At 34.8% G+C, this 26,298-nt stretch carries 20 protein-coding genes and 1 pseudogene; 5 read left to right on the forward strand and 16 right to left on the reverse strand.

Going from position 1 to position 26,298, the window contains the following annotated elements:
- Positions 1-112: 112 nt before the first annotated feature.
- Entirely contained in the window at positions 113-1,582 is a 1,470-nt protein-coding gene (locus AC1PU0_RS14705) for a peptide MFS transporter (protein WP_111247540.1), read from the forward strand.
- A 55-nt stretch (positions 1,583-1,637) separates the two neighbouring features.
- On the opposite strand, the gene AC1PU0_RS14710 is transcribed toward AC1PU0_RS14705, so the two are convergent.
- The 5 genes from AC1PU0_RS14710 to AC1PU0_RS14730 all read right to left on the reverse strand — a co-directional run bounded on the left by AC1PU0_RS14710 (position 1,638) and on the right by AC1PU0_RS14730 (position 9,349).
- Positions 1,638-2,801, reverse strand: coding sequence for a cation:proton antiporter (locus AC1PU0_RS14710; RefSeq protein ID WP_069655072.1), 1,164 nt, complete (start codon positions 2,799-2,801; stop codon positions 1,638-1,640).
- 143 nt (positions 2,802-2,944) lie between these two features.
- On the reverse strand, positions 2,945-3,508 hold the full coding sequence (gene efp, locus AC1PU0_RS14715; protein ID WP_069655071.1) for an elongation factor P: 564 nt from the start codon (positions 3,506-3,508) through the stop codon (positions 2,945-2,947).
- Positions 3,509-3,789: 281 nt separating this feature from the next.
- Positions 3,790-7,782 (reverse strand): MSCRAMM family protein, encoded by a 3,993-nt coding sequence (locus AC1PU0_RS14720; RefSeq protein WP_206849297.1) that lies wholly within the window; start codon positions 7,780-7,782, stop codon positions 3,790-3,792.
- 238 nt (positions 7,783-8,020) lie between these two features.
- Positions 8,021-8,182, reverse strand: a complete 162-nt coding sequence (locus tag AC1PU0_RS14725) for a hypothetical protein (protein WP_206849296.1) — start codon at positions 8,180-8,182, stop codon at positions 8,021-8,023.
- Positions 8,183-8,206: 24 nt separating this feature from the next.
- On the reverse strand, positions 8,207-9,349 hold the full coding sequence (locus tag AC1PU0_RS14730) for an ankyrin repeat domain-containing protein (protein ID WP_206849294.1): 1,143 nt from the start codon (positions 9,347-9,349) through the stop codon (positions 8,207-8,209).
- Between the two features lie 614 nt (positions 9,350-9,963).
- Here AC1PU0_RS14730 and AC1PU0_RS14735 point away from each other — a divergent pair.
- The gene (locus AC1PU0_RS14735; protein ID WP_479998509.1) at positions 9,964-11,640 is read left to right on the forward strand and encodes a PucR family transcriptional regulator; all 1,677 of its coding nucleotides are present in this window, start codon (positions 9,964-9,966) and stop codon (positions 11,638-11,640) included.
- A gap of 159 nt (positions 11,641-11,799) precedes the next feature.
- Here the strand turns inward: AC1PU0_RS14735 and fabZ are convergent, their stop codons facing one another.
- Together fabZ and fabF are read right to left on the reverse strand one after the other, a co-directional pair.
- A complete protein-coding gene (gene fabZ / locus AC1PU0_RS14740; RefSeq protein ID WP_010762460.1) occupies positions 11,800-12,234 on the reverse strand; it encodes a 3-hydroxyacyl-ACP dehydratase FabZ in 435 nt (144 codons plus the stop codon).
- A gap of 2 nt (positions 12,235-12,236) precedes the next feature.
- Positions 12,237-13,475, reverse strand: coding sequence for a beta-ketoacyl-ACP synthase II (gene fabF / locus AC1PU0_RS14745; RefSeq protein WP_069655067.1), 1,239 nt, complete (start codon positions 13,473-13,475; stop codon positions 12,237-12,239).
- Positions 13,476-13,778: 303 nt separating this feature from the next.
- Here fabF and fabI point away from each other — a divergent pair, with 303 nt between their 5' ends.
- Positions 13,779-14,531, forward strand: coding sequence for an enoyl-ACP reductase FabI (gene fabI / locus AC1PU0_RS14750; protein ID WP_206837803.1), 753 nt, complete (start codon positions 13,779-13,781; stop codon positions 14,529-14,531).
- A gap of 136 nt (positions 14,532-14,667) precedes the next feature.
- Here the strand turns inward: fabI and AC1PU0_RS14755 are convergent, their stop codons facing one another.
- A complete protein-coding gene (locus AC1PU0_RS14755) occupies positions 14,668-15,762 on the reverse strand; it encodes an acyltransferase family protein (RefSeq protein ID WP_206849290.1) in 1,095 nt (364 codons plus the stop codon).
- 421 nt (positions 15,763-16,183) lie between these two features.
- On the opposite strand from AC1PU0_RS14755, the gene AC1PU0_RS14760 reads away from it, so the two are divergent.
- Positions 16,184-16,660, forward strand: coding sequence for a hypothetical protein (locus AC1PU0_RS14760; protein WP_069655064.1), 477 nt, complete (start codon positions 16,184-16,186; stop codon positions 16,658-16,660).
- A 217-nt stretch (positions 16,661-16,877) separates the two neighbouring features.
- On the opposite strand, the gene AC1PU0_RS14765 is transcribed toward AC1PU0_RS14760, so the two are convergent.
- The 3 genes from AC1PU0_RS14765 to AC1PU0_RS14775 all read right to left on the reverse strand — a co-directional run bounded on the left by AC1PU0_RS14765 (position 16,878) and on the right by AC1PU0_RS14775 (position 19,506).
- Complete coding sequence (locus tag AC1PU0_RS14765; protein ID WP_206837798.1) at positions 16,878-17,267, reverse strand: hypothetical protein; 390 nt, start codon at positions 17,265-17,267, stop codon at positions 16,878-16,880.
- A gap of 335 nt (positions 17,268-17,602) precedes the next feature.
- The gene (locus AC1PU0_RS14770) at positions 17,603-18,181 is read right to left on the reverse strand and encodes a histidine phosphatase family protein (protein ID WP_206849288.1); all 579 of its coding nucleotides are present in this window, start codon (positions 18,179-18,181) and stop codon (positions 17,603-17,605) included.
- 980 nt (positions 18,182-19,161) lie between these two features.
- Positions 19,162-19,506, reverse strand: coding sequence for a transposase (locus tag AC1PU0_RS14775; protein WP_479998814.1), 345 nt, complete (start codon positions 19,504-19,506; stop codon positions 19,162-19,164).
- 153 nt (positions 19,507-19,659) lie between these two features.
- On the opposite strand from AC1PU0_RS14775, the pseudogene AC1PU0_RS14780 reads away from it, so the two are divergent.
- Positions 19,660-20,766, forward strand: a pseudogene (locus AC1PU0_RS14780) (transposase).
- Positions 20,767-20,895: 129 nt separating this feature from the next.
- Here the strand turns inward: AC1PU0_RS14780 and AC1PU0_RS14785 are convergent.
- The 5 genes from AC1PU0_RS14785 to AC1PU0_RS14805 all read right to left on the reverse strand — a co-directional run bounded on the left by AC1PU0_RS14785 (position 20,896) and on the right by AC1PU0_RS14805 (position 26,259).
- Positions 20,896-21,909: a WxLIP family cell surface protein gene (locus tag AC1PU0_RS14785; RefSeq protein ID WP_206849287.1), complete on the reverse strand. Its 1,014-nt coding sequence runs from the start codon at positions 21,907-21,909 to the stop codon at positions 20,896-20,898.
- Between the two features lie 66 nt (positions 21,910-21,975).
- Complete coding sequence (locus tag AC1PU0_RS14790; RefSeq protein ID WP_242596550.1) at positions 21,976-22,566, reverse strand: hypothetical protein; 591 nt, start codon at positions 22,564-22,566, stop codon at positions 21,976-21,978.
- Positions 22,567-22,598: 32 nt separating this feature from the next.
- Complete coding sequence (locus AC1PU0_RS14795; protein WP_206849286.1) at positions 22,599-23,171, reverse strand: hypothetical protein; 573 nt, start codon at positions 23,169-23,171, stop codon at positions 22,599-22,601.
- A complete protein-coding gene (locus AC1PU0_RS14800; protein WP_206849285.1) occupies positions 23,161-23,493 on the reverse strand; it encodes an LPXTG cell wall anchor domain-containing protein in 333 nt (110 codons plus the stop codon). Before AC1PU0_RS14800 ends, AC1PU0_RS14795 begins: the two co-directional genes overlap by 11 nt.
- 27 nt (positions 23,494-23,520) lie before the next feature.
- Complete coding sequence (locus AC1PU0_RS14805) at positions 23,521-26,259, reverse strand: BspA family leucine-rich repeat surface protein (protein ID WP_206849284.1); 2,739 nt, start codon at positions 26,257-26,259, stop codon at positions 23,521-23,523.
- Positions 26,260-26,298 lie beyond the last annotated feature (39 nt).

Raw genomic sequence — 26,298 nt, forward strand, 5'->3', positions numbered from 1 at the left:
AATTTACGATTTCTAAAAGAGTTACAGTATACAATGTACTCTGTATAGTTTTTTCTGAAACATTAGGTTAAATAAATTTTCTGAATATTAAAAAGAATTGAGGTTATTATTTATGGACGAGCAGCAGTTGGACAAGTCATTTTTAGGTCAACCAAAGGGACTGTCCACACTCTTTTTCACTGAGATGTGGGAAAGATTTAGTTACTATGGTATGCGGGCAATTCTACTGTATTACATTTATGATACGGTTGCAAACGGTGGTTTAGGTTTACCAAAAGAAACTGCTTTGGCAATTATGTCGATTTATGGATCGCTAGTATTCATGTCCAGTATTGTTGGTGGTTGGATTTCTGACCGAGTGTTAGGTGCTAGAAAGACCGTTTTCTTCGGTGGCGTATTTATCATGGTTGGTCATATCGTTCTAGCTACACCGTTTGGCATTGCGGCATTATTTCTCTCTATCCTACTTATTGTAATTGGTACAGGGATGTTGAAACCGAATGTCTCAGGTATGGTCGGTCATCTTTATTCAAAAACAGATACACGTCGTGATGCTGGTTTTTCTATTTTTTATATGGGAATCAACATCGGCGCATTGCTGGCACCCTTCATTGTTGGGACTTTGGGCCAAACGTATAACTATCATGTTGGGTTCTCTGTCGCCGCGTTCGGTATGTTTTTTGGTTTACTGCAATATTATTTACAAGGGAAAAAATCATTAGACGGAATCGGCTTAAAACCAACCAATCCGATTGGGACAGCAGAACGCAAAACGTTCCTACGTTCGTCATTGATCGCGCTTGTTTTTGTCATCGTACTTTTTGGCGGTGCCTTTACTACAGGGCATTTAACCATTGGTTTCTTCATCAATAGTGTGAGTGTGCTGGGTATTTTATTGCCGGTATATTATTTCATCAAGATGCTTACTTCAAAAAATGTAACAGCAGAGGAAAGACCGAAAGTACTTGGCTACATCCCATTATTTTTAGCAGGGATCGTCTTTTGGTCATTAGAAGAACAAGGCTCTTCAATTTTAGCATTATTTGCAAGTGAACGGACAAATGATACATTGTTTGGTTTTTCGATTGCTCCTAGTTGGTTTCAATCCTTAAATCCGATTTTCGTTGTTGTTTTAACTCCGGTATTTGTAACTTTATGGACAAAATTAGGGAAAAAACAACCTTCAACTGTCGTAAAATTTTCATTGGGCTTGGTTTTTGCTGGTTTATCTTTTGTACTTTTAATGCTCCCTGGATTACTTTACGGGACGGATACAAGAGTTAGTCCTTTGTGGTTATTTTTTAGTTTCTTCATTATGATCGTAGGTGAGATGTGTATTTCACCAGTTGGACTATCGATTACAACAAAACTTGCTCCAAAAGCTTTTGAGTCACAAACCGTTGCAATTTGGCTATTGGCAGATGCCGCATCGCAAGCTATCAACGCTCAAATCGCACGTTTTTATACACCTCAAACAGAGTCTGCCTATTTCGGTATTGTCGGTATTGTCGCTGTAATTGCGGGTATTTTACTGATTCTTTCTAAGAATCCAATCAAGAAATTAATGGGTTCCATCCATTAATAAAAACAGTTTCCACCAAAGCTAAATGGAATATGCTTTGGTGGAAACTGTTTTTCTAATAATGAAGTTGTTTTTCTTGTTTCATAATTGTCGCCTTCAACAACAATGGTGCAATGATCGTCGTAGCTATAATGACAATGATCACAGATGAATAGTATTCCTCTGAAAGAAAGCTTGAGGTCAATCCTACTTGGGCAATAATCAATGCCATTTCACCTCTGGACACCATTCCAGAGCCGATAATCAGTGTTGAAACACCTTTAAATCCAGTTACACGAGCGCCTAAAGCGCCCCCTAAGAGTTTCGATAACACTGCCACAACCGTTAAAACAATGATGAAAAGAAAATGCTTTGACATACCCGCAAAGGTCATATTCAACCCAATAGAAACAAAGAACATCGGTATAAATACGGTATAGCCAATCGTCTCTAATTTCTCATCTACTTGCTTGCGATAATCGGTCTGAGCAATTGCTACCCCTGCGAAAAAGGCCCCAATTATTGCCCCCATATCTAACATCTCTGCAAAATAGGCAAATCCTAAACAAATGACTAAGGAAATGGCAGAAACAGCTTCAATTGCAATCAACTTTTTGCTCAAATTCAACAGCCAAGGTACGAGCCATTTACTAGCCGCAAAAATAACAACAAAGAAGAAGACTTTCAATAGCAACACTTCCCACATCGGTAAACTTCCTCCCGGTGTAGAACGATTCATCAGGCTTAACATGATTCCTAAAATCAAAACGACAACGATATCGTCGACAACAGCGGCGCCAAGAATCGTCGCCCCCTCTTCGCTATCTATCTTTTTCAAATCTTTTAGCACTTGAACAGAAATACTAACAGACGTAGCACTAAAAAGAACCCCTAGAAAAATCGAATTCTGAACGGAAAACTGAAACATTTCCCCAACACCAAACCCCATTGCCGCAGGAAATACGATTCCCAAAAGCGCGACTGATAAGGCTGGCCGCCAGTATTTTTTCAATAATTCCAAGTCACTTTCTAACCCTGCAATAAACATTAAGATAATAACACCGATCTCTGAAAAATAATGCATAAAATCATCTGGCTTGATCCAACCTAATAAGGCAGGCCCAATCAAAATACCGACTAACAATTCTCCAATCACCGAAGGAATTCCCACTCGATTACAAAAATGTCCCGCAAGTTTTGTAAATAATAAGACCAGACACAACGTTAATAAAAACCCCATATTTCTCTCCCTTTCTATTTATAAAACGATATAACTTATTGTACCATGCCTACTAAATTTGGTAGGCTGAAACGATTCTTCCACTATAAACATAATAAAAAACTGACAGATCAATTGCCCTTCTGTCAGCCATTTCATTTACCTTATTTTGAAGCGCGTTTTAGATACGTACCTTCTTGTGTATTAATTTCTAATGATTCGTCTGCTTCGATAAAATCAGGAACGTTAACCACTAGTCCAGTTTCCATAATTGCAGGTTTACCTGAACCAGAAACTGTTGCGCCTTTGATTGATGGTTGTGTTTCTTTTACTTTTAAAACCACTGTTGTCGGCAATGTCACACCAATTACTTCTGATCCGTAAAACTGGATTTTTACTTCCATGTTTTCTAAAAGATATTTCAATTCTTCTTCGATCACAGAAGTTGGGATTTCGTATTGTTCATACGTTTCTAAATCCATGAAGTTAGCTGTATCATCTTGGCTGTATAGGTATTGAACTGGTTTGCTTTCGATAAACGCTTTTTTCACTTTATCATCTGGGCGCATCGTTGTATCCGTTGTAGCACCAGTGCGAACGTCTTTCAATTTCATACGCATAACCGTATTTCCTTTACCAGGTTTGTGGTGGCTAGCATCCATTACACGGATCAGTTTACCGTCTTGCTCAAAAGTCATGCCTGCTTTAAGATCACTTACTGCTATCATGTTGTTTTCTCCTCTTTCTTTAAGGTTCGACTATCTCATTTACACTGATCTTGTCGAAACGCTAATATAGTATCCACTATGCCTAAATCGCTTTGCAACTAGGAGATGGATGCTTCTTAAAAAAATTCTTCTCAATCATTGTAGCAGATTACTAGCGGATATTCTAGAGAATACGTTGTTTGGATTCATTTTTTTTGAGGGTAAATGACATCGTGTCAGTTTTTAACCATAAAAGAGCAGAGACTGGTCTCCACTCTTGAATTTACTATTACATTTCATCTTTAGTCATTCAGCATATCATTGCGATACCTTCTATACATTTGTTTTGAGAACATTCGCAACAATAGGAGAAATATTAACGTGTAGCCTAAGTAAATAAAATAGGTCAGTTTCTGTTCGCCTGTGACAGGTAGCATGCCATTTCTGTTGGTCATGCCCCTTCCTGTTTGCTGAATTGTAGAAGGTTCGATTATTTTTTCTCCTTTTCTAGCGTTTTCTTTTGTCACTTGAACTGTTTTTGAAGCCTCTGTGATGTCAAAAGAAACAGGTTCCACGTCCAATTCATACCCAATCGGTGCAGTGGTTTCTATAAACTGATAGCCGCCTAATGGTAAATTTGTTAACAGCAATTTGCCTTCTTCATTCGTCCTTAAATCACTTTGAACAACGGTACCATCTGTTTTTTCCAATAGGAAGGTTGCTCCTGATAAAGCTTGTTTTGTCATACTATCGATTTTCGTCAACTCTACTGATCCAAGAATCACAATCGGAACAAGAATTGGCGTATTTTCTTTGGTTACTTTTACAATGGTTGCATCTGTTAATTCAATATTGATTGGTGTAGAGTCTAATTCATAGCCCAGTGGCGCTTCCGTTTCTACAAATTTGTAGTTTCCTAAGGGTACATTTTTTAGCCATATTTTTCCTCCAGTATCCGTTGTCATACTTTTTTCAATTATTCCACCATCTGCTTGTTCAAAACGGAATTTGGCTCCAGCTAATGCTTGTTTGGTTACACTGTCTAATTTCGTTAATTCGATTGTTCCTAAAATCGGAAGATCTGAATCAACCCCCATATTAATCGTGTGGGAAACGGTATCTGGTGCTAGAGTAACCGTCGCTATCCCATCTTTATTATTCGTTGGATCAAGCGTTACATCTGTTGCTATCCGCTCTTCACTACTTTGTGAGTATTCAGAGATGATATCTCCTTCTTTTGTCTTGATTCGGATCGTGTAATCTCCTCTGGAAGGAACAGGTGAAAAATCATATTCTCCCTGACTATTCGTCCATTGTTTCGCAATCGGTTCTGTTACTCCCTCTTGTTCCAACTCTACTTCATACCCTACTAAAAAGGGCTCATCTGACTCTTTTTGACTATTCTTATTTTTGTCTCGATAAACTGAACCTTTAACCGAATAGGCTGTTACTGGAATTTCTGAACCTCGTGATTCAATCCAGTTGGTATCATTCGTTGTTATCGTAAATGTATTAACCATCTTATCCTCGTGTTTGATTGCTTTATCAATCGGTACTTTGACTGGAAAAGTAAATTCTGACTCCTGATTTTTTTCCAGAACGCCATTGGTTAATTCGATTTTAATCATCGTGACTTTATTATAGTCAATTTTCTCTCCTTGTTGTATCCATCCTTTTTGTTGATTTTCTGCCATTAGATGTGATGGTTTATCATATGAATAATAGACCGTATATCCCTCTGGTCCTTCTACTTCTCCATCTAACAAACCACCCAAATCCGAGCCTCTTGGAACATACTTTCCATCTTTGTCTACCACAGTACTGAGGTCTCCAACATGAGGTAAAACATTGATTCCAGTCACAGTGCTAACATCATTATTGCTGTAATTGATGATGGATATCTTTTGATTAAATCGTTCCCCTTGATCAACGAAATCGGTTTTGCCGTGAACAAATCCTTGTTGCTCGTTGACCTTTGCAGCTACATCTACAAATACACTGCTTGGTGCAATTAGAGTGATTGGTTTTGAATAGACGAACATCTCATTTCTTTCAGTTGCATCACTAAGAAGTTGATACGGATCCACGTTAGATAGCTTATACGCTTCTTGATTTCCCGCTCTCGACATTGTTATACCATTCTCTCCATTATTCTCATAGGTCAGATACGATTCAATAAAATGACTACCATAACTTGCAGAATTATTGAATTGTAAGTGTAGTTTTGATTGATGTGGGGCGAATATCTTTGCAAAGTCTGCTAATCTCCATTTTGTCTTTGGCTCGATAATGATGGCCGTCTTGCCACTATTCATAAAATTTTGCTTTTCAGTGTACGTTACACTCGTTGCATCATGAGTGAATTCTATTAACTCTATCCCTCTAGGAAGCATGATAAGCAATTTAGGATTAATTAATTTAGGATTGGTAGTATTTTTAATACCATGCCAAAATGTCATCTCAAATTTTTCACCGAAAAAGACCATTGATTTATTTGGTAGGTCTAAAAATCTGATATCATTCACAGCTTTTTCAGTAGAAACAGAACTAGTTGAAGTATCCTTCCCTTTATCTCCATTCTGGTCAGTGTAGTAAACATTCCCAACATTATACGCTGAATGGGACATCTCTGATAAATTTTCGCTTAAATATTCCCAATACTCTGAACTTCTTTTCGCAGAAAAATTTAATACAACTTCATCAGTTAAATCGTTTAGTTCTACCGCATTATCGAATTTAATATAAAATGAAACAAACGGCTTCGGGTCTTTTAAACTAAACGCTGTAGAACCTAAATCTTCAGCAATCAAAGTAGATTCCCCAGTTTCTGTGATCCCGTACACTTTATTTTTATCTGTATTTGTCGGATTCCCTTTTTTACTTAACCAAATTTCCGTAAGAGTAAACGGTGAAACTTCCGTCACTTTGGTCGGTACATCTTCGATCTTACTTAAAAACATTTTACCCTTTTCTTCGTTGTACTTAGCACGTATGCCACCACTTATTTCTTTATCTTGGTTTTCCTCTACGTAATATTTAGCGTTTTGGTCTTTCCAATCCATGAATTTTACACCAGTATCACCAACTTGTCTGGAGAAGAACTTTCTTTCTTCTATTGCGCTGGCCTTCTCTAAGTTTGTTTCAATTTCCCCGTTTATGTTCAATACGTTAACACTACCAGTAAATCTAACAGGGTAGTCTAGTGTATTTGTATAAACATCCTGATACCTCACTTTAAATGTACTGCTTATATTGATGCTTGATCTCAGCATCCTACTAATTGAATGGCTCGATTCATCATATGCCCATGCTACATTATTGTCTTCCGCCTTAAATATAACGTTCTTTGTTAGCTTAATTTCAACTAAAGAATCACCTGCGTCATTAGCACTATCTCCTACAACTTGGAATGGTACTTCATCGATAAAGTCCGAGCTAATTAAATCATCATCATCAACAAATTCATTGGGAACTTGTCTATTATTTTGGTTAAAATATTCCTTACCAAATACAATCTTTCTATTCGATGTTCTTGCTTCTAGGTTAAGAGAATTTTCTTTTAATACTGCTCCATTCTGACCGTAAAGAATCTGAGTAAGAGGAACTTTGGTTCCATAATATAATTGATCAGAAAGAAACTTCACTCTAAAAGGAATCGCTATATCCATCCCCGTTCGAATATTGTCTATCGTAATATCTAAATATATATTTTCACTGTCACTTGAAAGTTCACTTGTCACTGGAAAGGTTAATCCATCTGAAACTACTCCAAAATATGCAAAATGTTGTTTTGACAAGGCTATTCTAAATTTCACTTGATTGGACGGGAAAGTGCCACTAGAAATCACTAGTTTAGAATACAAAGCAATTTCTTCTCCGGCCCAATACTCTAATTTAGGCGTTCCGTCTGCATTATTTAGATTTGGATAAACATCTGTTACTAGTTCATAAGTTTGATCTCTAAGAATCTCTTCATTTTCAATAACGGTTGCAACTTCTTCTTCAATGCCATTATCTGCCAATCGTTGACTCTCTTCACTAGCAATTGTTTCTTGTTCTGGAATATCAAGGATTTGTTTTTCCGAGATTTCAGTTTCCTTTATTTCTTCTTTCCAATTTGCAGATGTATCTATCTCTTCCAATTTATCATCGTTTTCAATAACCTCTTCTTTAACTGACCTTGCAACAGTTTCTTCTGCATACGCAACAGCTATATACCTGAACATACCAATTACATCTATTGCTTGAACCAACACAAGTAATAGAACCAACACCTTAATTATTTTTTTCTTCATAAATAATCCCCTTATCTTAAACTTATAAATATATTGTATCACAAATTAATTTCTTTTGTATTTTTTTTACATTTTTTCTATTTAACAGGATGTTGTTTTGAACACAGGATATTTCATAGCATCTAATGAACTAGAAAAGCTGTGTTCCAACAAATGGACACAGCTTTTCTAGTTCATTCAATTCTTAACACACAATCAACGATTTCTCTTTGACCGCTCCAATTTTTTTTTTGACTTGCTATCGTTGATTGAAAGGTTTTACCTTCTCTTCGTCAAACGAAATTAACGTTAACATTATCGGATGGGCATCATTAACATAAAAAACTGAAAAGAACAACGAAACTGCCCCTCTTTCATTCTCTTGGTCTATATCAATTGTTTGTTTTTCTACTGATGCCATTGACTTTCCTACCAATACATTCCTTTAGTTTTTTACCAACTGAATTGATTGTGCACGGTGTTCTGAAAATAATGGATTTCCTGGTTCGATTTGAATCGCCCTTTCCATTGCTTCAATAGCTTCTTGATGTCGGCTCAAACTCCGTAGACTATTGGCCTTATGAAAATAAAAATCAACTCGTTCAGGGTAGTCGGCTAACAAGTTATCCATTAGTTGAACAGCATCTTCATGATGCCCTAATTCTCTTAAAAAATTAGATTTATGATAGCGATAAAAGAAACTTCGATCCGTTTCTATTGCTTGATCATATGCTTGTAATGCTTGTTCTATCGCCCCCATCATCCGATAACTATTGCTTACATAAAAAGCAAATTGGTCGTCTTTTGACCAGCCTTTTTTATAATACTCAAGCGCTTTGGGATAGTCTTTTGCTCGTTGATACGTATAGCCTAAATAATATAATACCTTTAGATTTGATTGGTCTAATGTTTTTAATACTGTTAGAGCTTTTGTCAGTTCATCACTCCGCAAATAATTTCGGATCTTAGTAAAATTTTTCTCTGATGTTTCCTCTTTATCTAGAATAGCCATCAGCTCATCTTGACCGACTTCAATTGCATAATCAAGAGCATTTCTACCAGTAGCATCAACTTGAGAGCTATCAGCCTGATGCTGAACGAGTTCCCTGATTACATCTTGAAACAAGAAACCGCCATTGCCTAAAATCACCGCTTCTAATAATGCTGACCAGCCTAGACGATTCACATGATTCACTGGTACTCCTGCATTCAAACACAACTGAACTGTTTTTAAATAGCCTTTTTCACTAGAGGGTAACAGAGCAGTTCCGCCAAAACGATTAACTGAAGCTAAATCGGCAGCTCCTGTTTTAAGAATCTCACGAACAATTTCATCAAATCCATTCGCAGCAGCACAGATAAACGGTGTTAGTTGCGTGTTGTCTCGCTGATTTACATCTGCTCCAAAAGCTAATAATTCTTTGACCATTGAACGTTCGTTCTGTTGTACCGCAATCATCAAAAGTGAGCGGCCTGTTTTATCAGTCAAAGAAATATCCAAGCCTTCGTTCAACAACTGAAAAACTTGTTTTTTATCATTGTTCTCTACAGCTTTTAGCAACGCTTGATTGGTTTTTATGGTGTCCATAACTTTGCTCCTCTTTATTTTTTATAGTTATTCGCTAACGGTCACGATTGCTTTTTCAACAGCCGACATTGGTGGAGGGTGATTCCTGCTTCTTTATGAGCAGTAGCTGCATTGATTGGCCATGCTTTTGAAGGACCGACAAACCACCGCTGGGCATAAAATCCAATACTTCTCTCATTTTTGCAATCGAATGACTCGTTTGACTAATAGATAAAGCTGATGTTTAGATCAATAGTTTCGTTTTTACATTATTTTGATTTACACAATCATCACCCAACGAATTTAGATACATTGTCTAATCCCTCTACCACTATCCTATATAGTCCTCCCTTTTCATAAAATGAAGTTGATTGCCAAATTAATCCTACTGTGAATTTCTCCTTTCTATTTTTTTGAATCTTAGCCAAGAATTTTTGCTATTTTGACAGGGATTTTCATGTACAACCCCCTCACTTCCTTATTCACTTCAACTTCTTTATACTCTATAATCTACACTAAGAGAGCCTTCTCATATACGGATAAAACAGCTAAATATTTCCTTTTCAATTTGTATACTTTAACTAATTAACGTATAGTTAAAGGAATGAAATCATACATTAGAAAGAGGGGATAGTATGTTAACAGTCAATCATTTTCTACAGCTTGCTCCGTTTAAAACGTTCAAATTAGTCGCTGGTGCGAATGGTCTTGAAAATGACATTACTGGCGTCAATATTTTAGATAATCCAAATGCTTCTGATTGGTTGTCCGCTGGGGAATTATTAATTACTTCTGGCTATTTTTTTAGTGAAAATACCGAAATTCAAAAACGTTTTATCCAACGGTTTAAAGAAATCAATTGTTCGGCAATTTGCATCAAACCACATATTTATTTAAAGGGCATCCCGCAATCTATGCGTGATTTAGCCAACGAATTAGCCTTACCGATCATCGAAATTCCTTACGGGATTGCCTTTTCAAAAATCATGAATATCGTTATGGGTGAAATCTCTGGTCGTATGAATGAACGAAATCAAGCCTCTTTAGCTATTCATTCACAATTCTTTGAGATTTCACTACATGGTGGTGGGATGAAGAAAATTGCTGCTAGCTTGGCCAAGATGGTGCAAAATCCTATAGTGCTAATTGACAGTGACTGGTCAGTCATCGCTTGTAATGATAATAAACATCCCTTAATCCAAGAAACGATCAAAAAGATTGGAAATACCTTTACATTTCCAATTGAATTTTTTACTGATTTACCCACTAATTTTGAACGCATAAAAAAGCCGATTACTCGCCCATTCTTTTTTGCCGAAAAAGAATATCCCTGTGTAATCGTGCCGGTTTATTTCGATACGGTTCATTATGGTTTTATTCTGGTCGTTCAAATAGAAAGGCCGCTGATTGATTTTGATTATATTGCTTTAGAAAATGGCTCGATGGCATTTGCGCTAGAGCAAATCCGTCTATTTGAAATTGAACGGACGGAAAATCGTATTCGCCGTGATTTTTTCGATCACTTATTATCTGGTCAAATCAAGGACCTGGATGCTTTAGCTGCCTATGAGACGCCAATCGATCCTACCTTGAATTATACGGTTTTGATTCTGTCTCTTCAGAAATCAGGAATACAAACGGACTCTCTGATGAAAAAAAAGCAAGCTGAGGATCGCATCATGAAAAGCTTATTGTCCTCCTTGACAAGCTATACAGCAAATCGATTTCCACATCTTCATTTATTCAGCCGTAAAAATCAGTTGATTCTACTTTTAGGAACAGATCCTAAATCGAGTGCATTCAAAACGCATAATGAATTATCCGATACAGCTGAGCGAATTCGGATGTATTTAGAACAGCAGGGACCAGCTGAACGTGAATTTTTTTGCACAATCGGCTCAACTCTACCGATCCAAGAACTAACTCAAAGTTTTGAGGAAGCAAAAAAAGTCATCCAGTTATTAGAGAATGACTCAAAAGAAGAAAAAATCTATTTTTTTGATGACGTTTATTTTGATTCTTTTCTAGTTGATTCGATTTCAAAAGAGCAAGGAAAAAAGTTCTATACTCATTACTTAGACACGTTATTGACCTATGATTTAGAAAATAAAACGAATTTCACCCTAACTTTAAAAGCCTATTTAGCACATCACTTGAATATTGCAACAACATCCAGAGCCCTATTTATTCATCGAAATACATTGCTTTATCGAATTAAAAAGATCAAAATGCTGTTACCTGTAGCATTGGATCAGGAGAAAAATACGTTTGCATTGCAATTAGCACTCAGATTATATGATTTACATCACTGAACATTCTGACAAAAAAGGGTATGATACAAAAGTAACAATCACTTTTGTATCATACCCTAAATGCGAATAAACGGTGGAAGCAGAAGCAATCCCTTTTTATTTCTCGGGATTAAACGCTTCTGTCTTAGCCTATTTTTACGCTATTCAATTCATTTATCATTATCTGCCTACAATAAAGGTCAATTCACATTCACACACTTTTTTATCTTCAACAAAAGCAGTTGCTTTCCCAATACCTACATAATCTCTGATCTTAACGATTTCAAAATGTAATTTCAATACATCTCCGGGAACAACTTTTTGACGGAATTTCGCTTTGTTGATTCCTCCGATATAGGCTGTTTCCCCTTTAAATTGATCCATTTTCAAAATCAAAATCGATCCAACTTGTGCTAAAGCTTCAATAATCAAAACACCTGGCATTGTTGGGTTTCCAGGAAAGTGGCCTTGGAAAAATTCTTCGTTGATCGTTACATTTTTTGTGGCAATGATTTTTTTATCTGTAATAATCTCATCCACATAGTCGATAAAGCAAATTGGGTAACGGTTTGGAATCATTTCCATAATTTCTGTTGCGTTCATTAATCTTGTCATTGTTAGTTTTCCTCCCATTTTTTCATACAAATAACACCATTGTGACCACCGAAACCAAACGAATTGCTGATCGCATATTCTGCTTGTACGGGGCGTGAACCGTCTGTTACATAATCTAAATCACATTCTGGATCTGCTACTTTATACCCTACTGTAGGATGCGCTAGACCTTCTTGTAAAGTCTTCACACAAGCAATTGCTTCAATTCCTCCAGCGGCTCCCAAAAGGTGACCTGTCATGCTTTTCGTGCTTGAAATCGGAATAGCATGCGCACGTTCGCCAAACACTCGCTTCAAGGCTGCCGTCTCGGCTGCATCATTGGCTGGTGTTGATGTCCCATGTGCATTGACATAGCCTACAGCTGAGGCATCAATTGCCGCTTCTGCTAAGGCTAATTCGATAGCATCTGCTGCTCCGCTACCATCTTTCAATGGTGCCGTCATATGACTAGCATCGCAATTGCTGCCATATCCTACGATTTCGCCTAAGATTGTCGCCCCTCGTTTTTGAGCGTGTTCCAATTCTTCTAGCATCAGCATCCCGGCACCTTCACCCATCACAAAACCATGTCTCTCTTTGTCGAATGGAATCGAAGCTCTCGTTGGATCTTCCGTTGTATTCAAAGCGCTTAGAGCAGCAAAACCAGCAATACCGATTTCACAGATCGTTGCTTCTGTTCCACCTGTGATCATCATATCAGCCAAACCGTATTTGATCGTGCGGAATGCTTCTCCAATTGCATTTGTCGCGGATGCACAAGCCGTTACGATTGTTTGAGAAGGACCCTTTGCCCCTAATTTGATTGAAATATTTCCTGAAGCCATATTTGCGATCACCATTGGTACAAAGAAAGGTGTGACACGTTTAGCTCCTTTTTTATCCATAACTCTGACTTGATCTTGTAAGGTTGTCATGCCACCAATTCCACTACCCACAATCACACCAAAACGTTTTGGATCAATTGATTCTTTCGTCAGACCACTCATATTCCAAGCTTCCATTGCAGCAACTAAACCATATTGCGAAAATAAATCCATTCTCTTTTGTTCTTTACGATCAAGAACCTCACTTGGATCAAAGTCTTTCACTTCACCTGCAAGTGCTACACCTGTATCTTCAGAATCAAATTTAGTAATCTTAGCGATTCCTAATTTTCCATTGACTAAATTTTGCCAATACTCTTTTACCGTATTTCCTAAAGGAGTCACTGCTCCCATTCCTGTTATTACAACTCGTTTCATTGTGCACCTCCACCATTGTTTTGACTATCAAATTAAAAAAAACTAGCATAAACAACACTTTTTTGTTTAAATTTAAGTAAAATAGTTTGACTTTCAAAGTATTTTAGTTAATAATTCAGACATCCGATAAAATGTCTGTATTGGTGTTGTTTATTCGTTCGAGAATTTTTTTATCATTCTCAACACAGATAATACCAGTTGCACTTTTATCCGTCAACTTAAATAAAGTCAGATAGTTAGATTTTTTTAAGATGTGAGACCTTTTTCACACACTAAAAATAATTTTAAAAGGGGAAAAACCATATGTTTCTAAAAAATAAAAAAGTCGTCGTAATGGGCGTAGCAAACAAAAGAAGTATCGCTTGGGGATGTGCTAAAGCACTAAAAGAACAAGGTGCTGATATTATTTACACATACCAAAACGAACGCATGAAAAAACAATTGCTAAAATTAGCTGAACCAACAGATTTACTTGTTGAATGTGACGTTGCTTCTGATGAATCAATTGCACAAGCTTTCCAAACGATTCAAGAAAAAGTTGATAAGATCGATGGGCTAGTTCATGCTATTGCTTTTGCTAACAAAGAAGAATTAGATGGCAATGTAAGTGATATCAGCCGTTCTGGTTTCTTGTTAGCCCAAGATATCAGCAGCTACTCACTTTTAGCTGTTGCACATCATGCGAAACCAATGTTAAATCCTGGTTCCGGGATTGTTACAATGACTTATTTAGGTTCTGAAAGAGCCATCCCGAACTATAACATGATGGGAATCGCTAAAGCTTCTTTAGAGACTGCCGTAAAATATTTAGCTTATGAATTTGCAGCAGACAAGATCCGTGTGAATGGCATCTCAGCTGGCGCTATCAAAACTCTTGCAGTAACTGGTGTGAAAGATTATGACCAATTGATCAAGATTTCCGAAGGTCGTACACCAGATAAAGCCGGTGTTACGATTGAAGAAGTGGGGAATACATGTGCCTTTTTAGTCAGCGAATTGGCTGCTGGTATTGTCGGGGACATTATTTATGTAGACAAAGGGGTTCATCTTACTTAAAAACCGAGGAACAAAGATAACAATGTTTACTTCCCAGAAAGTAAGAAGGAATTCATAACCACTTTTTCTTCAAAGTGATTATGAATTCCAGCTTCTTTCCGATGGGATTACTTCTGTATCCGCACCTCTCCGCGTTTCATATAAACTTTTCTAAATAGGAACGATTGACTTGCAGCATAAGCTTTAAATCAAAATAGTAATAAGGTAATTGTTGAACCAATGAAATCACGAGTGAACTCAATAAATGCGTTGTAATAAGCGTTACAGTTAGCTGTAACCACGTATTGCCAAAAAATGCATAACTATTTACTAAAGTGGCAGTCCACAAAATACATAATGGATGAATGAAGAAATAATACTTTCCTAACGCTCTTAATCGTTTTACGTCAATTCTTTCATCTACATTTATAGACAAACTCCAACAAAATAGACAACTAGTAAACGGAATCAACATCCACATAAAATTTTTATCGATTCCTACATTAGCATAAACCACAATACCTTCAATTACTAACAATGTTCCCAACCCAACTAAAAGTGTAATCAGATACTTATGGAAGCGAATGAATTTTTCTTGATAATCCCATAAGAAAAAACCTACTGCTACAAAAACTAATGCGAAAAATAAACCATTACGAGTGGTAAGGAATAAACGCAAATACTGATCAACAAACTTTTTCAGCTGTTCATTTTCTATATAAGCATAATAAGTTTCCAATGAACCAAATCCGTATGCTACCCCCGAAAAAACAAATAAAACGATATAGCCCACTTTTTCAAGTAACCACTGAACGAAAATAATACCAAAAATCATAGCTGGAATATACCATAGATGATAATACATTCCTGTATAAAAAACTCCTACTATCAATGCAATTGGGTAGAGCATTGGACTGAGAGAATGATTTTGTTGGACCCACATAAAGCCAACTGGCAAATAAATCAGACTCCAAAATAAATAAGATTTCGCCAACGATTTGATATATTGTTTTATATAATCTGATGATTGAGTTTGTCCTCTTCTAACAAAGTAGCTGGTAGAAATCAAAAAATAAGGAACAGCAACTCGACATAAGACATTTTTGAATAAATGATTGATTGCTGGATCTTGAAAAATTCTTTCACAATGAAAACAAATCACTAAAATTGCTGCTACATATTTAACTACATCAAGCCCACCAGTACTCATTTGTTTTTCTTTAACCGACCTACCAATAGTACCCAACTCCATAACACCCACTACCTCCTATAGCGATTCTTTCATTTTAATTATAACAAAGTCTATTTTATAATTTATCAGCACTAAGACTGATTTTTTCATACTGCTAAAGGTTCGATAGTTCAAATCTAAATATCACCTTTATGTTTATAAATAGGCATCAATTTAATAACATACTTTCCCGTATAATTATTTTTCGTTCTCTGCAAATATAACCTATCCAAAACGGATCTTACGCTTATATAACTTTTTGCAGACTGATTTAACTCCACTTGAATCTCTCTACCTTAAAGACATTCTGTTAAAAGAACAGACTGTTCTAAATGCAAGTTAGGAAAAAATAGAATCTGAAATAATCTGATTTTATATGGTATTAAGAATGTTATAAATGGTATAATAACAAATGGTTTTAAAATTAAGGAGGATGTTAGTTATGAAAGAAAGTTTAAAGGTTGCAAAAAAAGAAATGAAAGACAAAGTTAGGCCGTACCAAATATATGGATACTATTTGGCCCTTCCAATCATTATTATCGCTGTATTTATTTTGTCTTTTTTAGGAATGGATCTAAACTCAGTCGGCACGATTATCTTTGTGTTTACGGTTTTAGCGCATATTGGTGCAAGTAAATTAACACTTGTTTCTAAAAGAAAATATGTGGCCCCAATAATCATGTATGTAGCAGATGCAATTGGTTTTTGTATTGGTCTTTTAATGATTTCTGAAATATATAGCGGGGGAACAGGAGATGTTTCTTTGGGCCTAATGGGCTTGATTGTCTTCCCTCTTGAAATTGTAGCAATTATTTTCTTTTTTATTACTGCGAACGATATAAAAAAAGCTTATCCAACGATGAAAGAAGAGTCAAAAGAGGCTCGTGACGTATACTTAGCCTTAAAAAAGAATAGCTAAAATTTTTTAACTAGTTGTACCTTATATAAAAAATGATCTTGAGTTCTAGAGCAACTCAAGATCATTTTTTGCAAGGAGTCCATTTATTTCCGTTCAAATTCCACTATTTTTCAAAGGGCCTTTGACGTGAATGATGCTTTTCTTATACGTCGTAGTCAGTGAAGGAAGCAGTCTAACTACCAATCCATTTACAGCTTAAAACTCTTTTTCCATGCCACTAGTCATTATTAAATCCTTTTAATTTATTGAATAATCGAGATAAAAAATTAAGTTTAAATGAATCAGATATATCTTTCCAATTTTTCATATCAGGAATTTTATTTACTTTCCAATAATCAATAAGTATGTTCAAAACCTCTTCTTGATTATCAGTAATATAAGAATAATGAATAAAATCCTTCTCCCGATTTTCAAAACGAATTTCCACTACAAAATGACTTATTATTTGTATGAATAAACTATCTTTAATTGCTCTATTAGGCTTCAACACTAAAAATTCTACTTCATTCTTGTCTACCTTATCTAAACAATCTTTTATAAGTTTTGCTGTAATATCTTCATTACGATATATTCTATCCCCTGTGTCCAACTGAAATTGGATACCCATATCTTTTACTCCTTATGTTAAGCTAGTCAAGACTGAACTGTCCAAAGCCTATCACCCAAAACGGCGACTCTCCCGAACAATTCTTATTTAAAGTACTTAATAAATCAACGATATAAATGACTTTCTTTGTTCATATTTTTCGCTATTGCATTGTCTTATTCAATCATACCAAACAACTCCATCTATTACTCTCCTTAGAACGTTTTAAATGCTTAAACTAAGGCAATAGCACCTAATGCTATTCCTAAACCAAAGTTATCAAAAATTACACCTAAGCAAATTCTCATAGTTATAGAATCTTTTTTTCTCCTAACCAATTCTGTTACACTATTCTACTAATCTTGACTGATTGATTCTTTAAATTCAAATAGTCCATCTGAATACTCAAATTTTAAAATACAACAGTTGGTAAATTGAATTGTTTTAATCTGATCTTGAGATAACCATTTCTGAATAAATCGATACATAGAACCACCGTGACTAACACATAAAACATTTTGATGGCCTTCTTTTTCCATCACCTCGATAAGAGCGGTATTCATTCTCTTTTGTACTTGTTCACTGGATTCTCCACCGTAATCTACAAAAAAATCTCCATACGAGGTCTCTCCTGCTTTAATTTTTGGATTTAATTGTTCGCTTTCACTCTCAAACAAACCGAAGTTCCATTCTTTGACACCTTTTAATCGTATAATACTTTTATAGTCACATACAATTTCTGCGGTATCAACGGCTCTTTCCTGTGTAGATGAATATGCATAATCAAACGTTATACCATGAGCTATAAAATAGTCCCTAGAAATCTGAGCTTGCTCTATTCCTTTTTCAGTTAAAGGTGAATCACATGCTCCTTGAATTTTACCCAGCACATTAAATAGTGTTTGTCCGTGTCTCATTAAATACAATGTTTTCATACTCTTTACACCTATCCTTCATTTTATCTTTTACATTTCTTTACTTCTATTATTAGTCTATTTTAGGAGCTACGATTCTTATCACTTAGTTAATCATTCTTCATACTTACTTCTTACTTTTTTAGGCTTGATTTAAGGTTTAAACGGTATTCTGTATATAGATAAACAAAAGAGATGATCATTGCTTTTGAAACAATTAGATACCTCAGATTCGTTTATATGTTCTACAAAGAAAGTAAGAAACTTGTCCCAAACTTTTGAGTGAAAGAGGCTCATTTGCCTCTTTCCTTAATCTTAATTCATGTGGGTGAACGTGGTGTTTAACTCCTAGAGTCTAAACGGTTGTTTGTTCTCTATCATCGAGGTGTAGGTTCGAATCCTACCGTCCACGTTGTGTTTTGGCACTTGAAATAAAATAAATACTTTAGAAAGGAATGATTTTATGAAAAAAACATTCGTTATACTTGCTGCTATCGCTATTCCAATTATGGTTAAACAATACCGTAAACACTCTCATGTTTATTAGTCTAGCCATGAATGTTAGTTTGTCTATACATTTTTCTTTTCCAATTATAGACACGCTCTAAATTAATAATGAAAATGATGATTTTTATTCATATTTTGTTCATTAATCTAAGGTACTATTTGCTTATACCAAACAAACACCCTAACAAAACACTTTTTCATTTTTCAACTCCTTTTCCTACCTTCACCTAAAGGTAGGTCTTTTTTTTCACAAGCAAGTTCACCATATTTTTCACGAAATCAACGAATATTACACCAAGTACTACACCTAAGCAAATACCTATAGTTATAGAATCAATCTTTTCTTTTTAGAAATGCCTTCAGTATTCCGCAAATAGCTATTTAAAAAATAATTCATCAACTTATAAAGGTTATACGCCGAATTGTGTTGATGAGCAAAAAAACTGATTAGAAATCTAAGTCTAACAAGGAGAGACAATTCTTATCAGGCTTTTTTATTGTTGTGAAAAAGTAAGAGCTTGAATAATATAAATACGTGAACGAAAGTGATAAAAGTTTCGATAGCCATAGGCTACCCGTTTGATTACCTTAAGTTTATTGCTTAACCCTTCAGTGATACCATTAGAATAAGGGAAGCGAAAAGAATTTTTAATGCCTTCTTTATATTTGTTAAAGAAGAGTAATTTCTTTTTGAAGCAATGTGGTAGCTGATTATCTAGCTTTTGAAGATACTCAAAAAAGAATGTCTGTTCTCGATGAGAAAGAACATATTTTAAGTATTGAATCCCATCATAGCCTGTCTGTAGGGCATCATCGTAGCATAATAGTTCATCCACAATATCTTGTTGACTTTGAGGTCTTTAAAAAAAGGCTCTATACTTTTTGATGTTAGTGAGAAATCATCGACATCTTTTTAATGTAAATTAATACAACAGACACCTGATTTCCCTTAGAATTAAGTCGTCTAAAACCAAACAAAAGGGAAATTCAAGATGTCTTATACAAATCTTATCAAAAAATACCTAAGATATTCTAGACTTAAACATCACTTTTAATGAAAATTGCTTAAAAAAGAACGAGTCAAAGGGAGAGTCTGTCAAGCCTACTGTTGTATGCTCGATTATACTGCTCATATGTGTCCTCATTGCCAATATGAACAAGAGAAGAAAATTATCCGTTGGGGCTTTACAACGTGTTTGGTGTTAATGAATGATGTGTCTGAGTATCAAACCTATTTACGGTTAAAGAAACGTCGTTTCTTCTGCCATTCTTGCGATAGAACATTCGTTACAGAAACAAGCCTTATTCAAAAATGTTGCTCGATTTTAAAGAAAGTCAAGCTGTCTGTTGCCAATTGCTTAAGAAAATCACTTCTATGAGTGAAATTACGCATCAAAAGAAGGATTCTGTTTATCGTGTCTTGAAACAAATTTATGAACCAAAAAAAATCAATCAGCTGACTTTACCTAAAGTCCTCTTTTTTGATGTAGTTAAATCAATCATGGAAGTGACTGCTTCTATGTATTTTATTTTGATGGAAGACGGTTAATTGATGTTGTCTCAAACCGTCAGTTGCCATTTTTAGAACGCTACTTTTCACAGTTCTCTTTGTTTGTTCGTCAATCGGTAAAATCTATTGCTTGTGATATGTACACCCCTTATTTTCTTTAGCCAAGAAGCTTTCCCAGCTCTCAGATTATACTTGATCATTTTCATATTATCCAACACATCAGTCGAACATTTGTTGATCGTCTGCTTTCCTATGATGACGCATTAAGACTTGATTACTTCTATTATCAAGACTTTCTCTGCGCTGTACATACAGAAGATTACGAAAGATTTTTACGAGTTATTAAACGAAAATTATTCTCTGCTTCCTCCGTATTTATCAAACAACCATTGATCCCTTTAAGAACTACCAAAATGAAATTAAAAACGCACTAGAATTGCCTTATTCTAATGGGCAATTAGTAGACTTGAATAACCATATCAAAGTACTGAAAAGAAATGCCGATGGTTTTCGTAACCTTTATAGTTTTAAGATAAGAATTTCTTTGTACTTTAGTCCTGTTCTTTTTCAACCATATAGAAAAACCTAGAGGAATTTTCCTCTAGGAATCATACATCTTGATTTAGTTCTTTAGACTTTCTTCATTCATTTTAGTTAATAAAGAGCCGATACTACTATCAATACTTCTTAATATAAATAAAAAAACAGAAAACTGTTATTAATCACTTTTAATTATTTTTCTCTTTTTCAAATAGAACAACAAAATAATAATAATTAAAACAAGAACACCTATAACAATCCATACATAAGGAATTGTTTGTTTCTTCCCTTGATCAATAGTTACCGCATTGATTTTATTTGCTTGATCTTTACTAATAATAAAATCTTTATCAAAAGTCCATTTGTTGTCTTTGGCATCTGTAACTGTTAATTTTAAGGTATAATCACCCGCAACTAGTCTCTGGTCTTTTGTATTGATGGCTAACTTGAACAATGAGTTAGGCGCCATCTCCATATTTGAATCATAGGTTTTTGAATAGGTTAATTTATTGTCTTGTTTATTTTTGATTTCGACAACATATTTTAAATGCCCATAAGCATCCATCGTTGGATTTTGAATAGTCGCCACGATAGAAGGTTGCCCAAAAGACACTTCTGGTGTCACATCAACTAGCTTTAAATCACGTTTTATTTCAGTATCTGCTTCAGTCAACTTTAAACCTAATATGTATCCATAATCGACATTGATTTGATCATCACTTTTATTTTGATCTTTTAATACCTGGATAGCTGCTTCAATTTGTCCATCGAATGGTTTATCTGGCATAGTAATTTCTATGGGAACATCCACAGATGATTTTGCTTCTACTGTGACTTTCTTTCCATAGGTCACCATGTCACCAATTCTATAAGGAACATCGTTTTCTTTTGCCCCATCTGCATCAGTATAGTCAATAAATCCTTGAGAATTCGTATAAGCCTGATTGACATGGATTGTATAAGAGCTCTTAGCATCAGAAGTATTGTTTAATCGAAATTTTATGGTTTCTTTTTGACCAGGTAATAGGCGTAAGTCAAAGTAACTGGCCTTTTTATCATGCTGAGCATCTGAATCAAGCATTTGAATATTGAAACCAACATTCCCCTCTTCCGCATGAACAATTGTATTGAACATTGTTAAGAATAAAAAAGTACCAAGCAAACTAAGCATTATTGCTTTAATCTTTTTCATATAATTCCTTTCTGATAAAAAGGTAAATCGATAGAAAAATTCTATCGTTTTACCTTTTAATATAAATTAATTTGCATTAGCAGTATTGTATAATTGATAATTGATTGTTCCAGTTAATTGACTACCCACTTTAAGTTTTCCACTTGGATCAGAGAAAGAAATTGATGCAGTAGTTACTGGTGTTGAAAGGGTCCCAGTATTTGCTTCATCTGTTAATCCACCATTTTTTGCAACAATCGGGGTTGCACCAGCACCAACTAATTCATTGTTGTTGATCTTAAATGATGTTACATCGAAATTTGTACTATCTGATGTTAATTTATTTTCTGCAACAGATGCTTTAACACTCCATTCACGAGTACTACGACTATTGAATACTTCAATATCTTGGTCAGATAATGTTGTTGTTAATGAATAAGTGCCATTTGTTAATGATGATGTGAAATCATATTTTTCCGGAACACTTATTAGATTTAAAAGTTTTTGGTCAGGATCTGTTGGATCTAAAGGGTCTGTGCCAGAATCTTCATCTTCAATTGTTACATTTACTTTAGATTCTTTGCTATTTCCTTGTACTTCATCAGCGAATACTGATGTTCCTATTGTTCCTACCCCGATAATTGCTAATAATGCACTGCTTAATACTAATTTTTTCATATTTGATTTTCCTTTCGCTTATAAAAATTATTTTATTGTGAAACTGGAAGTGAAGCTAACAACAAAGTTTGTTTGGCTACATAATCTCCCGGTTTCGTATCAGCTCCAAAAGATAATGATATAGTATCTTTTGGAACGGTATACTTATAAGTTGTTTTAGTTGCTTCAGCTACTCGCAACATTGGTTTTGTAGCATCTGGCATTACATTTACGTCTAATGCTTCATAGAATGTATCTGCTAAGCTTTCTACAGTTCCTTTCCCAAACGAAAGTCGTTGATCTGAAACTGTTTCTCCATTGCTATTAGAGAAAACAGATATGTTATAGTTTAAGGTCCATTGATTTCTTAACCCATTTCGTTTATCACTTACCGTAACGGTGAAATCATTCGTTGGCTTCAACGTCATTTTTTTACCAGTCACAGCAATTGGTTTAAACGTCGGAATGCTCACATCATCTAATGATAATGTTCGTTCCGTTATCGTAATACTAATACCACTTTTTGGATAACTGTTTATGACTTCTTCTGCATTCACATCAGGAGTATATGATAAAGTAACGAAAAACAAAAGGACAGTTAAAAATATGAATATATTATTTTTCATTATTTTCCACCTTTCGTCTTGAAAGATAAACAATATAAATAACTCCCATGCTAACTAGTACATAGCCAAGAATAGTTAGTAACAGATTACTTTGTTCCCCAGTTTTAAGAAACATCGTATTTCTATTATTGAGTGGTTTATTGCCTGAATTTGTGCCTGTACTTCCCGATTCTTTCGGTAACAACGTAAGAGTAACCTGATTAGTATTTTGATCAATTGTTTCTTCCTGCGCTGCAAGGGTTGATTGAGCTAACATAGACCCACTCATGACGATGAGACACACTGCTAAACCCACCCATGATATAATTTTTTTCTTACTCATTTTTTCCTCCAATAATCTCTATTTGGATTATTCGGCACTAGCTGTATTATATAATTGGTATCGGATGGTGCCTTGTAGTTCTGAACCAACTTTCAATTGATTATCGGTATCAGTAAATCCAATGCTGACATTAGAAACATCTGTTTGAACATCTCCTACATTATTACTTATTGTTTTATCCGTGGGTGATTCAGCAACAATACCTTTAGTTTGTGGATCGAGTATGTTAGACGAATTAATCGTAAAACTATTTACTGGTATTATTGATGTACCATTTTTCAATGTCAATTCATCCCCTACAATACTTGCCTTGACAGACCAATTTCTTTCCATTCGATTATTGTAAACCACCACTTGATTATCGGTACTCACTGTCCCGTCAACTTTATAGCTGGAATAAAATAACTTTGACTTAAATGTATAGGCTGTTGGAACAGACTTTAATACTAAATTAGCTTGATTAGGATCAGTTGGATTTAGAGGATCTTCTGCTGAGCCCCATACATATGTTCCAGGATTTTGTCCATCATAATTCGCTAAGAATTCTTGTGAAGTCCCTACAGTTTGATTATTTGTTTGATACACCCATGTTCCGCTGTACAAATCATCTTTTGGAACATTAGGTAATCCCGTTGCTTGACCTCTAAAACTGCTTCCTAGAGTAATTTTACTTAAATTATTATCTCTATAAAACATGTTTCTCGTACTTCCATTTTGAGTATTAAAGTTGGTAATATTTAATTCTTTTAGACTTGATGCTCCCTCAAACATACTATAAAAGTTAGTAGATTTATTGGTATTAAATGCTGATAAATCTAAAGAAGTTATACTACTCATTTCATAAAACATATTAGACATATTTGTAACTTGACTTGTATCTAAATTTTTTATTCCTTCTATACTAGTTAACGTTTTTAAACGATTCGATGTTGAACTAATAGAAGAGAACAGGTACGAACTATCCGATGGTGCCGTAACAGCTTTTGTAAATACAATTTTTTTTACATCCTCTGCATTAATCTTTAAATCATCCGTTCGATTCCATGGTGAATTTTTAGATTCATTAAAGCTTCCAGTGTCTAAAAATGTTAAAACACCATTTGAAAAATCCCATGATACATCATTCCAAAGTTGTTTTTGCCAGACAAACGTCCCAGGTGCTGAACCATCGTAATTTGTTATGAAAGCATCCGAAGTTCCCACAGACACATTCGTTGTTTGATTCATCCAGTTTCCTGAATAACCGTTACTATGACTTATGGCTGGCAATCCCGTTGCTTGGCCCTTAAAATTGCTTCCTAGAGTAATTTTACTTAAATTGTTATCTCCAAAAAACATGTTTTTCGTACTTCCATTTTGAGTATTAAAGTTGGTAATATTTAATTCTTTTAGACTTGATACTCCCTCAAACATACTATAAAAGTTAGTAGATTTATTGGTATTAAATGCTGATAAATCTAAAGAAGCTATACTACTCATTTCATAAAACATATTAGACATATTTGTAACTTGACTTGTATCTAAATTTTCTATTCCTTCTATACTAATTAATGATCTTAAACGATTTGATCTGGGGCTTAAAGAAGAAAACAGGAATGAACTATCAGATGGTGCCGTAACAGCTTTTGTAAATACAATTTTTTTTACATCCTCTGCATTAATCTTCAAATCATCCGTTCGATTCCATGGTGAATTTTTAGATTCATTAAAGCTTCCAGTGTCTAAAAATGTTAAAACACCATTTGAAAAATCCCATGATACATCATTCCAAAGTTGTTTTTGCCAGACAAACGTCCCAGGTGCTAAACCATCGTAATTTGTTATGAAAGCATCCGAAGTTCCCACAGACACATTCGTTGTTTGATTCATCCAGTTTCCTGAATAACCGTTACTATGACTTATGGCTGGCAATCCCGTTGCTTGGCCCTTAAAATTGCTTCCTAGAGTAATTTTACTTAAATTATTATCTCCAAAAAACATGTTTTTCGTACTTCCATTTTGAGTATTAAAGTTGGTAATATTTAATTCTTTTAGACTTGACGCTCCCTCAAACATACTATAGAAGTTAGTAGATTTATTAGTATTCAAGGTTGATAGATCTAGAGATATTATACTAGTCATATCATAAAACATGTTAGACATATTTATAACTTGACTTGTATCTAAATTTTCTATTCCTTCTATACTAATTAATGATCTTAAACGATTTGATCTGGGGCTTAAAGAAGAAAACAGGAACGAACTATCAGATGGTGCTGTGACAGCTTTTGTAAATACAATCTTTTTTACATCCGCTGCATTAATCTTTAAATCATCCGTTCGATTCCATGGTGATGTTTTTGAGTCACCTAAAGCACCTGTTCCAGTAATTGTTAATGCTCCAGATGAGCTGTCAAATATCCAAGTGACTTTTCCCCATGATCCTTCAGCTGTTGTAGCTAATGCAACTTTTGCACGCGATCTTGAATTTGTAGATTCTGCTGTTGTTTCTGTTTGCTCAGTAATACTTTCTTTTTTTTCATTTTCAGTACTATTATTTACAGTTTTTGATGTACTTGAATCACCTGATTCAAGTGTTTCATAAGATACATTAGAATTATCAGAAGTTGTTGATGTTTCCATTACTTCTTTAGATCTTTCAGATGTTTGTTCTTTATCCGAAGAATTAACTTGAGTTGCTGTATCTGCTAAAACAGACACTGGATACATAATTTGTAATTCTATAACTAAAAATAAACTCAGATAAAGAAAAATATTTTTTTTCATAATTATTCTCCTTAAAACCATTCACTTTAGTTTTACATT

It is taken from the genome of Enterococcus sp. XAF26B05_ASV22 (genome assembly GCF_056727285.1).

Coding starts and splice junctions, on each gene's coding strand:
- AC1PU0_RS14785 (WP_206849287.1), bottom strand. CDS start 21,909: ATGAAAAAGATTAAAGCAATAATGCTTAGTTTGCTTGGTACTTTTTTA.
- AC1PU0_RS14725 (WP_206849296.1), bottom strand. CDS start 8,182: ATGGCATCAGTAGAAAAACAAACAATTGATATAGACCAAGAGAATGAA.
- AC1PU0_RS14710 (WP_069655072.1), bottom strand. CDS start 2,801: ATGGGGTTTTTATTAACGTTGTGTCTGGTCTTATTATTTACAAAACTT.
- fabZ (WP_010762460.1), bottom strand. CDS start 12,234: ATGACAAGATTAATGAACGCAACAGAAATTATGGAAATGATTCCAAAC.
- AC1PU0_RS14790 (WP_242596550.1), bottom strand. CDS start 22,566: ATGAAAAAATTAGTATTAAGCAGTGCATTATTAGCAATTATCGGGGTA.
- AC1PU0_RS14720 (WP_206849297.1), bottom strand. CDS start 7,782: ATGAAGAAAAAAATAATTAAGGTGTTGGTTCTATTACTTGTGTTGGTT.
- fabF (WP_069655067.1), bottom strand. CDS start 13,475: ATGAAACGAGTTGTAATAACAGGAATGGGAGCAGTGACTCCTTTAGGA.
- AC1PU0_RS14735 (WP_479998509.1), top strand. CDS start 9,964: ATGTTAACAGTCAATCATTTTCTACAGCTTGCTCCGTTTAAAACGTTC.
- AC1PU0_RS14755 (WP_206849290.1), bottom strand. CDS start 15,762: ATGGAGTTGGGTACTATTGGTAGGTCGGTTAAAGAAAAACAAATGAGT.
- AC1PU0_RS14760 (WP_069655064.1), top strand. CDS start 16,184: ATGAAAGAAAGTTTAAAGGTTGCAAAAAAAGAAATGAAAGACAAAGTT.
- AC1PU0_RS14805 (WP_206849284.1), bottom strand. CDS start 26,259: ATGAAAAAAAATATTTTTCTTTATCTGAGTTTATTTTTAGTTATAGAA.
- fabI (WP_206837803.1), top strand. CDS start 13,779: ATGTTTCTAAAAAATAAAAAAGTCGTCGTAATGGGCGTAGCAAACAAA.
- efp (WP_069655071.1), bottom strand. CDS start 3,508: ATGATAGCAGTAAGTGATCTTAAAGCAGGCATGACTTTTGAGCAAGAC.
- AC1PU0_RS14765 (WP_206837798.1), bottom strand. CDS start 17,267: ATGGGTATCCAATTTCAGTTGGACACAGGGGATAGAATATATCGTAAT.
- AC1PU0_RS14730 (WP_206849294.1), bottom strand. CDS start 9,349: ATGGACACCATAAAAACCAATCAAGCGTTGCTAAAAGCTGTAGAGAAC.
- AC1PU0_RS14795 (WP_206849286.1), bottom strand. CDS start 23,171: ATGAAAAATAATATATTCATATTTTTAACTGTCCTTTTGTTTTTCGTT.
- AC1PU0_RS14800 (WP_206849285.1), bottom strand. CDS start 23,493: ATGAGTAAGAAAAAAATTATATCATGGGTGGGTTTAGCAGTGTGTCTC.
- AC1PU0_RS14705 (WP_111247540.1), top strand. CDS start 113: ATGGACGAGCAGCAGTTGGACAAGTCATTTTTAGGTCAACCAAAGGGA.
- AC1PU0_RS14770 (WP_206849288.1), bottom strand. CDS start 18,181: ATGAAAACATTGTATTTAATGAGACACGGACAAACACTATTTAATGTG.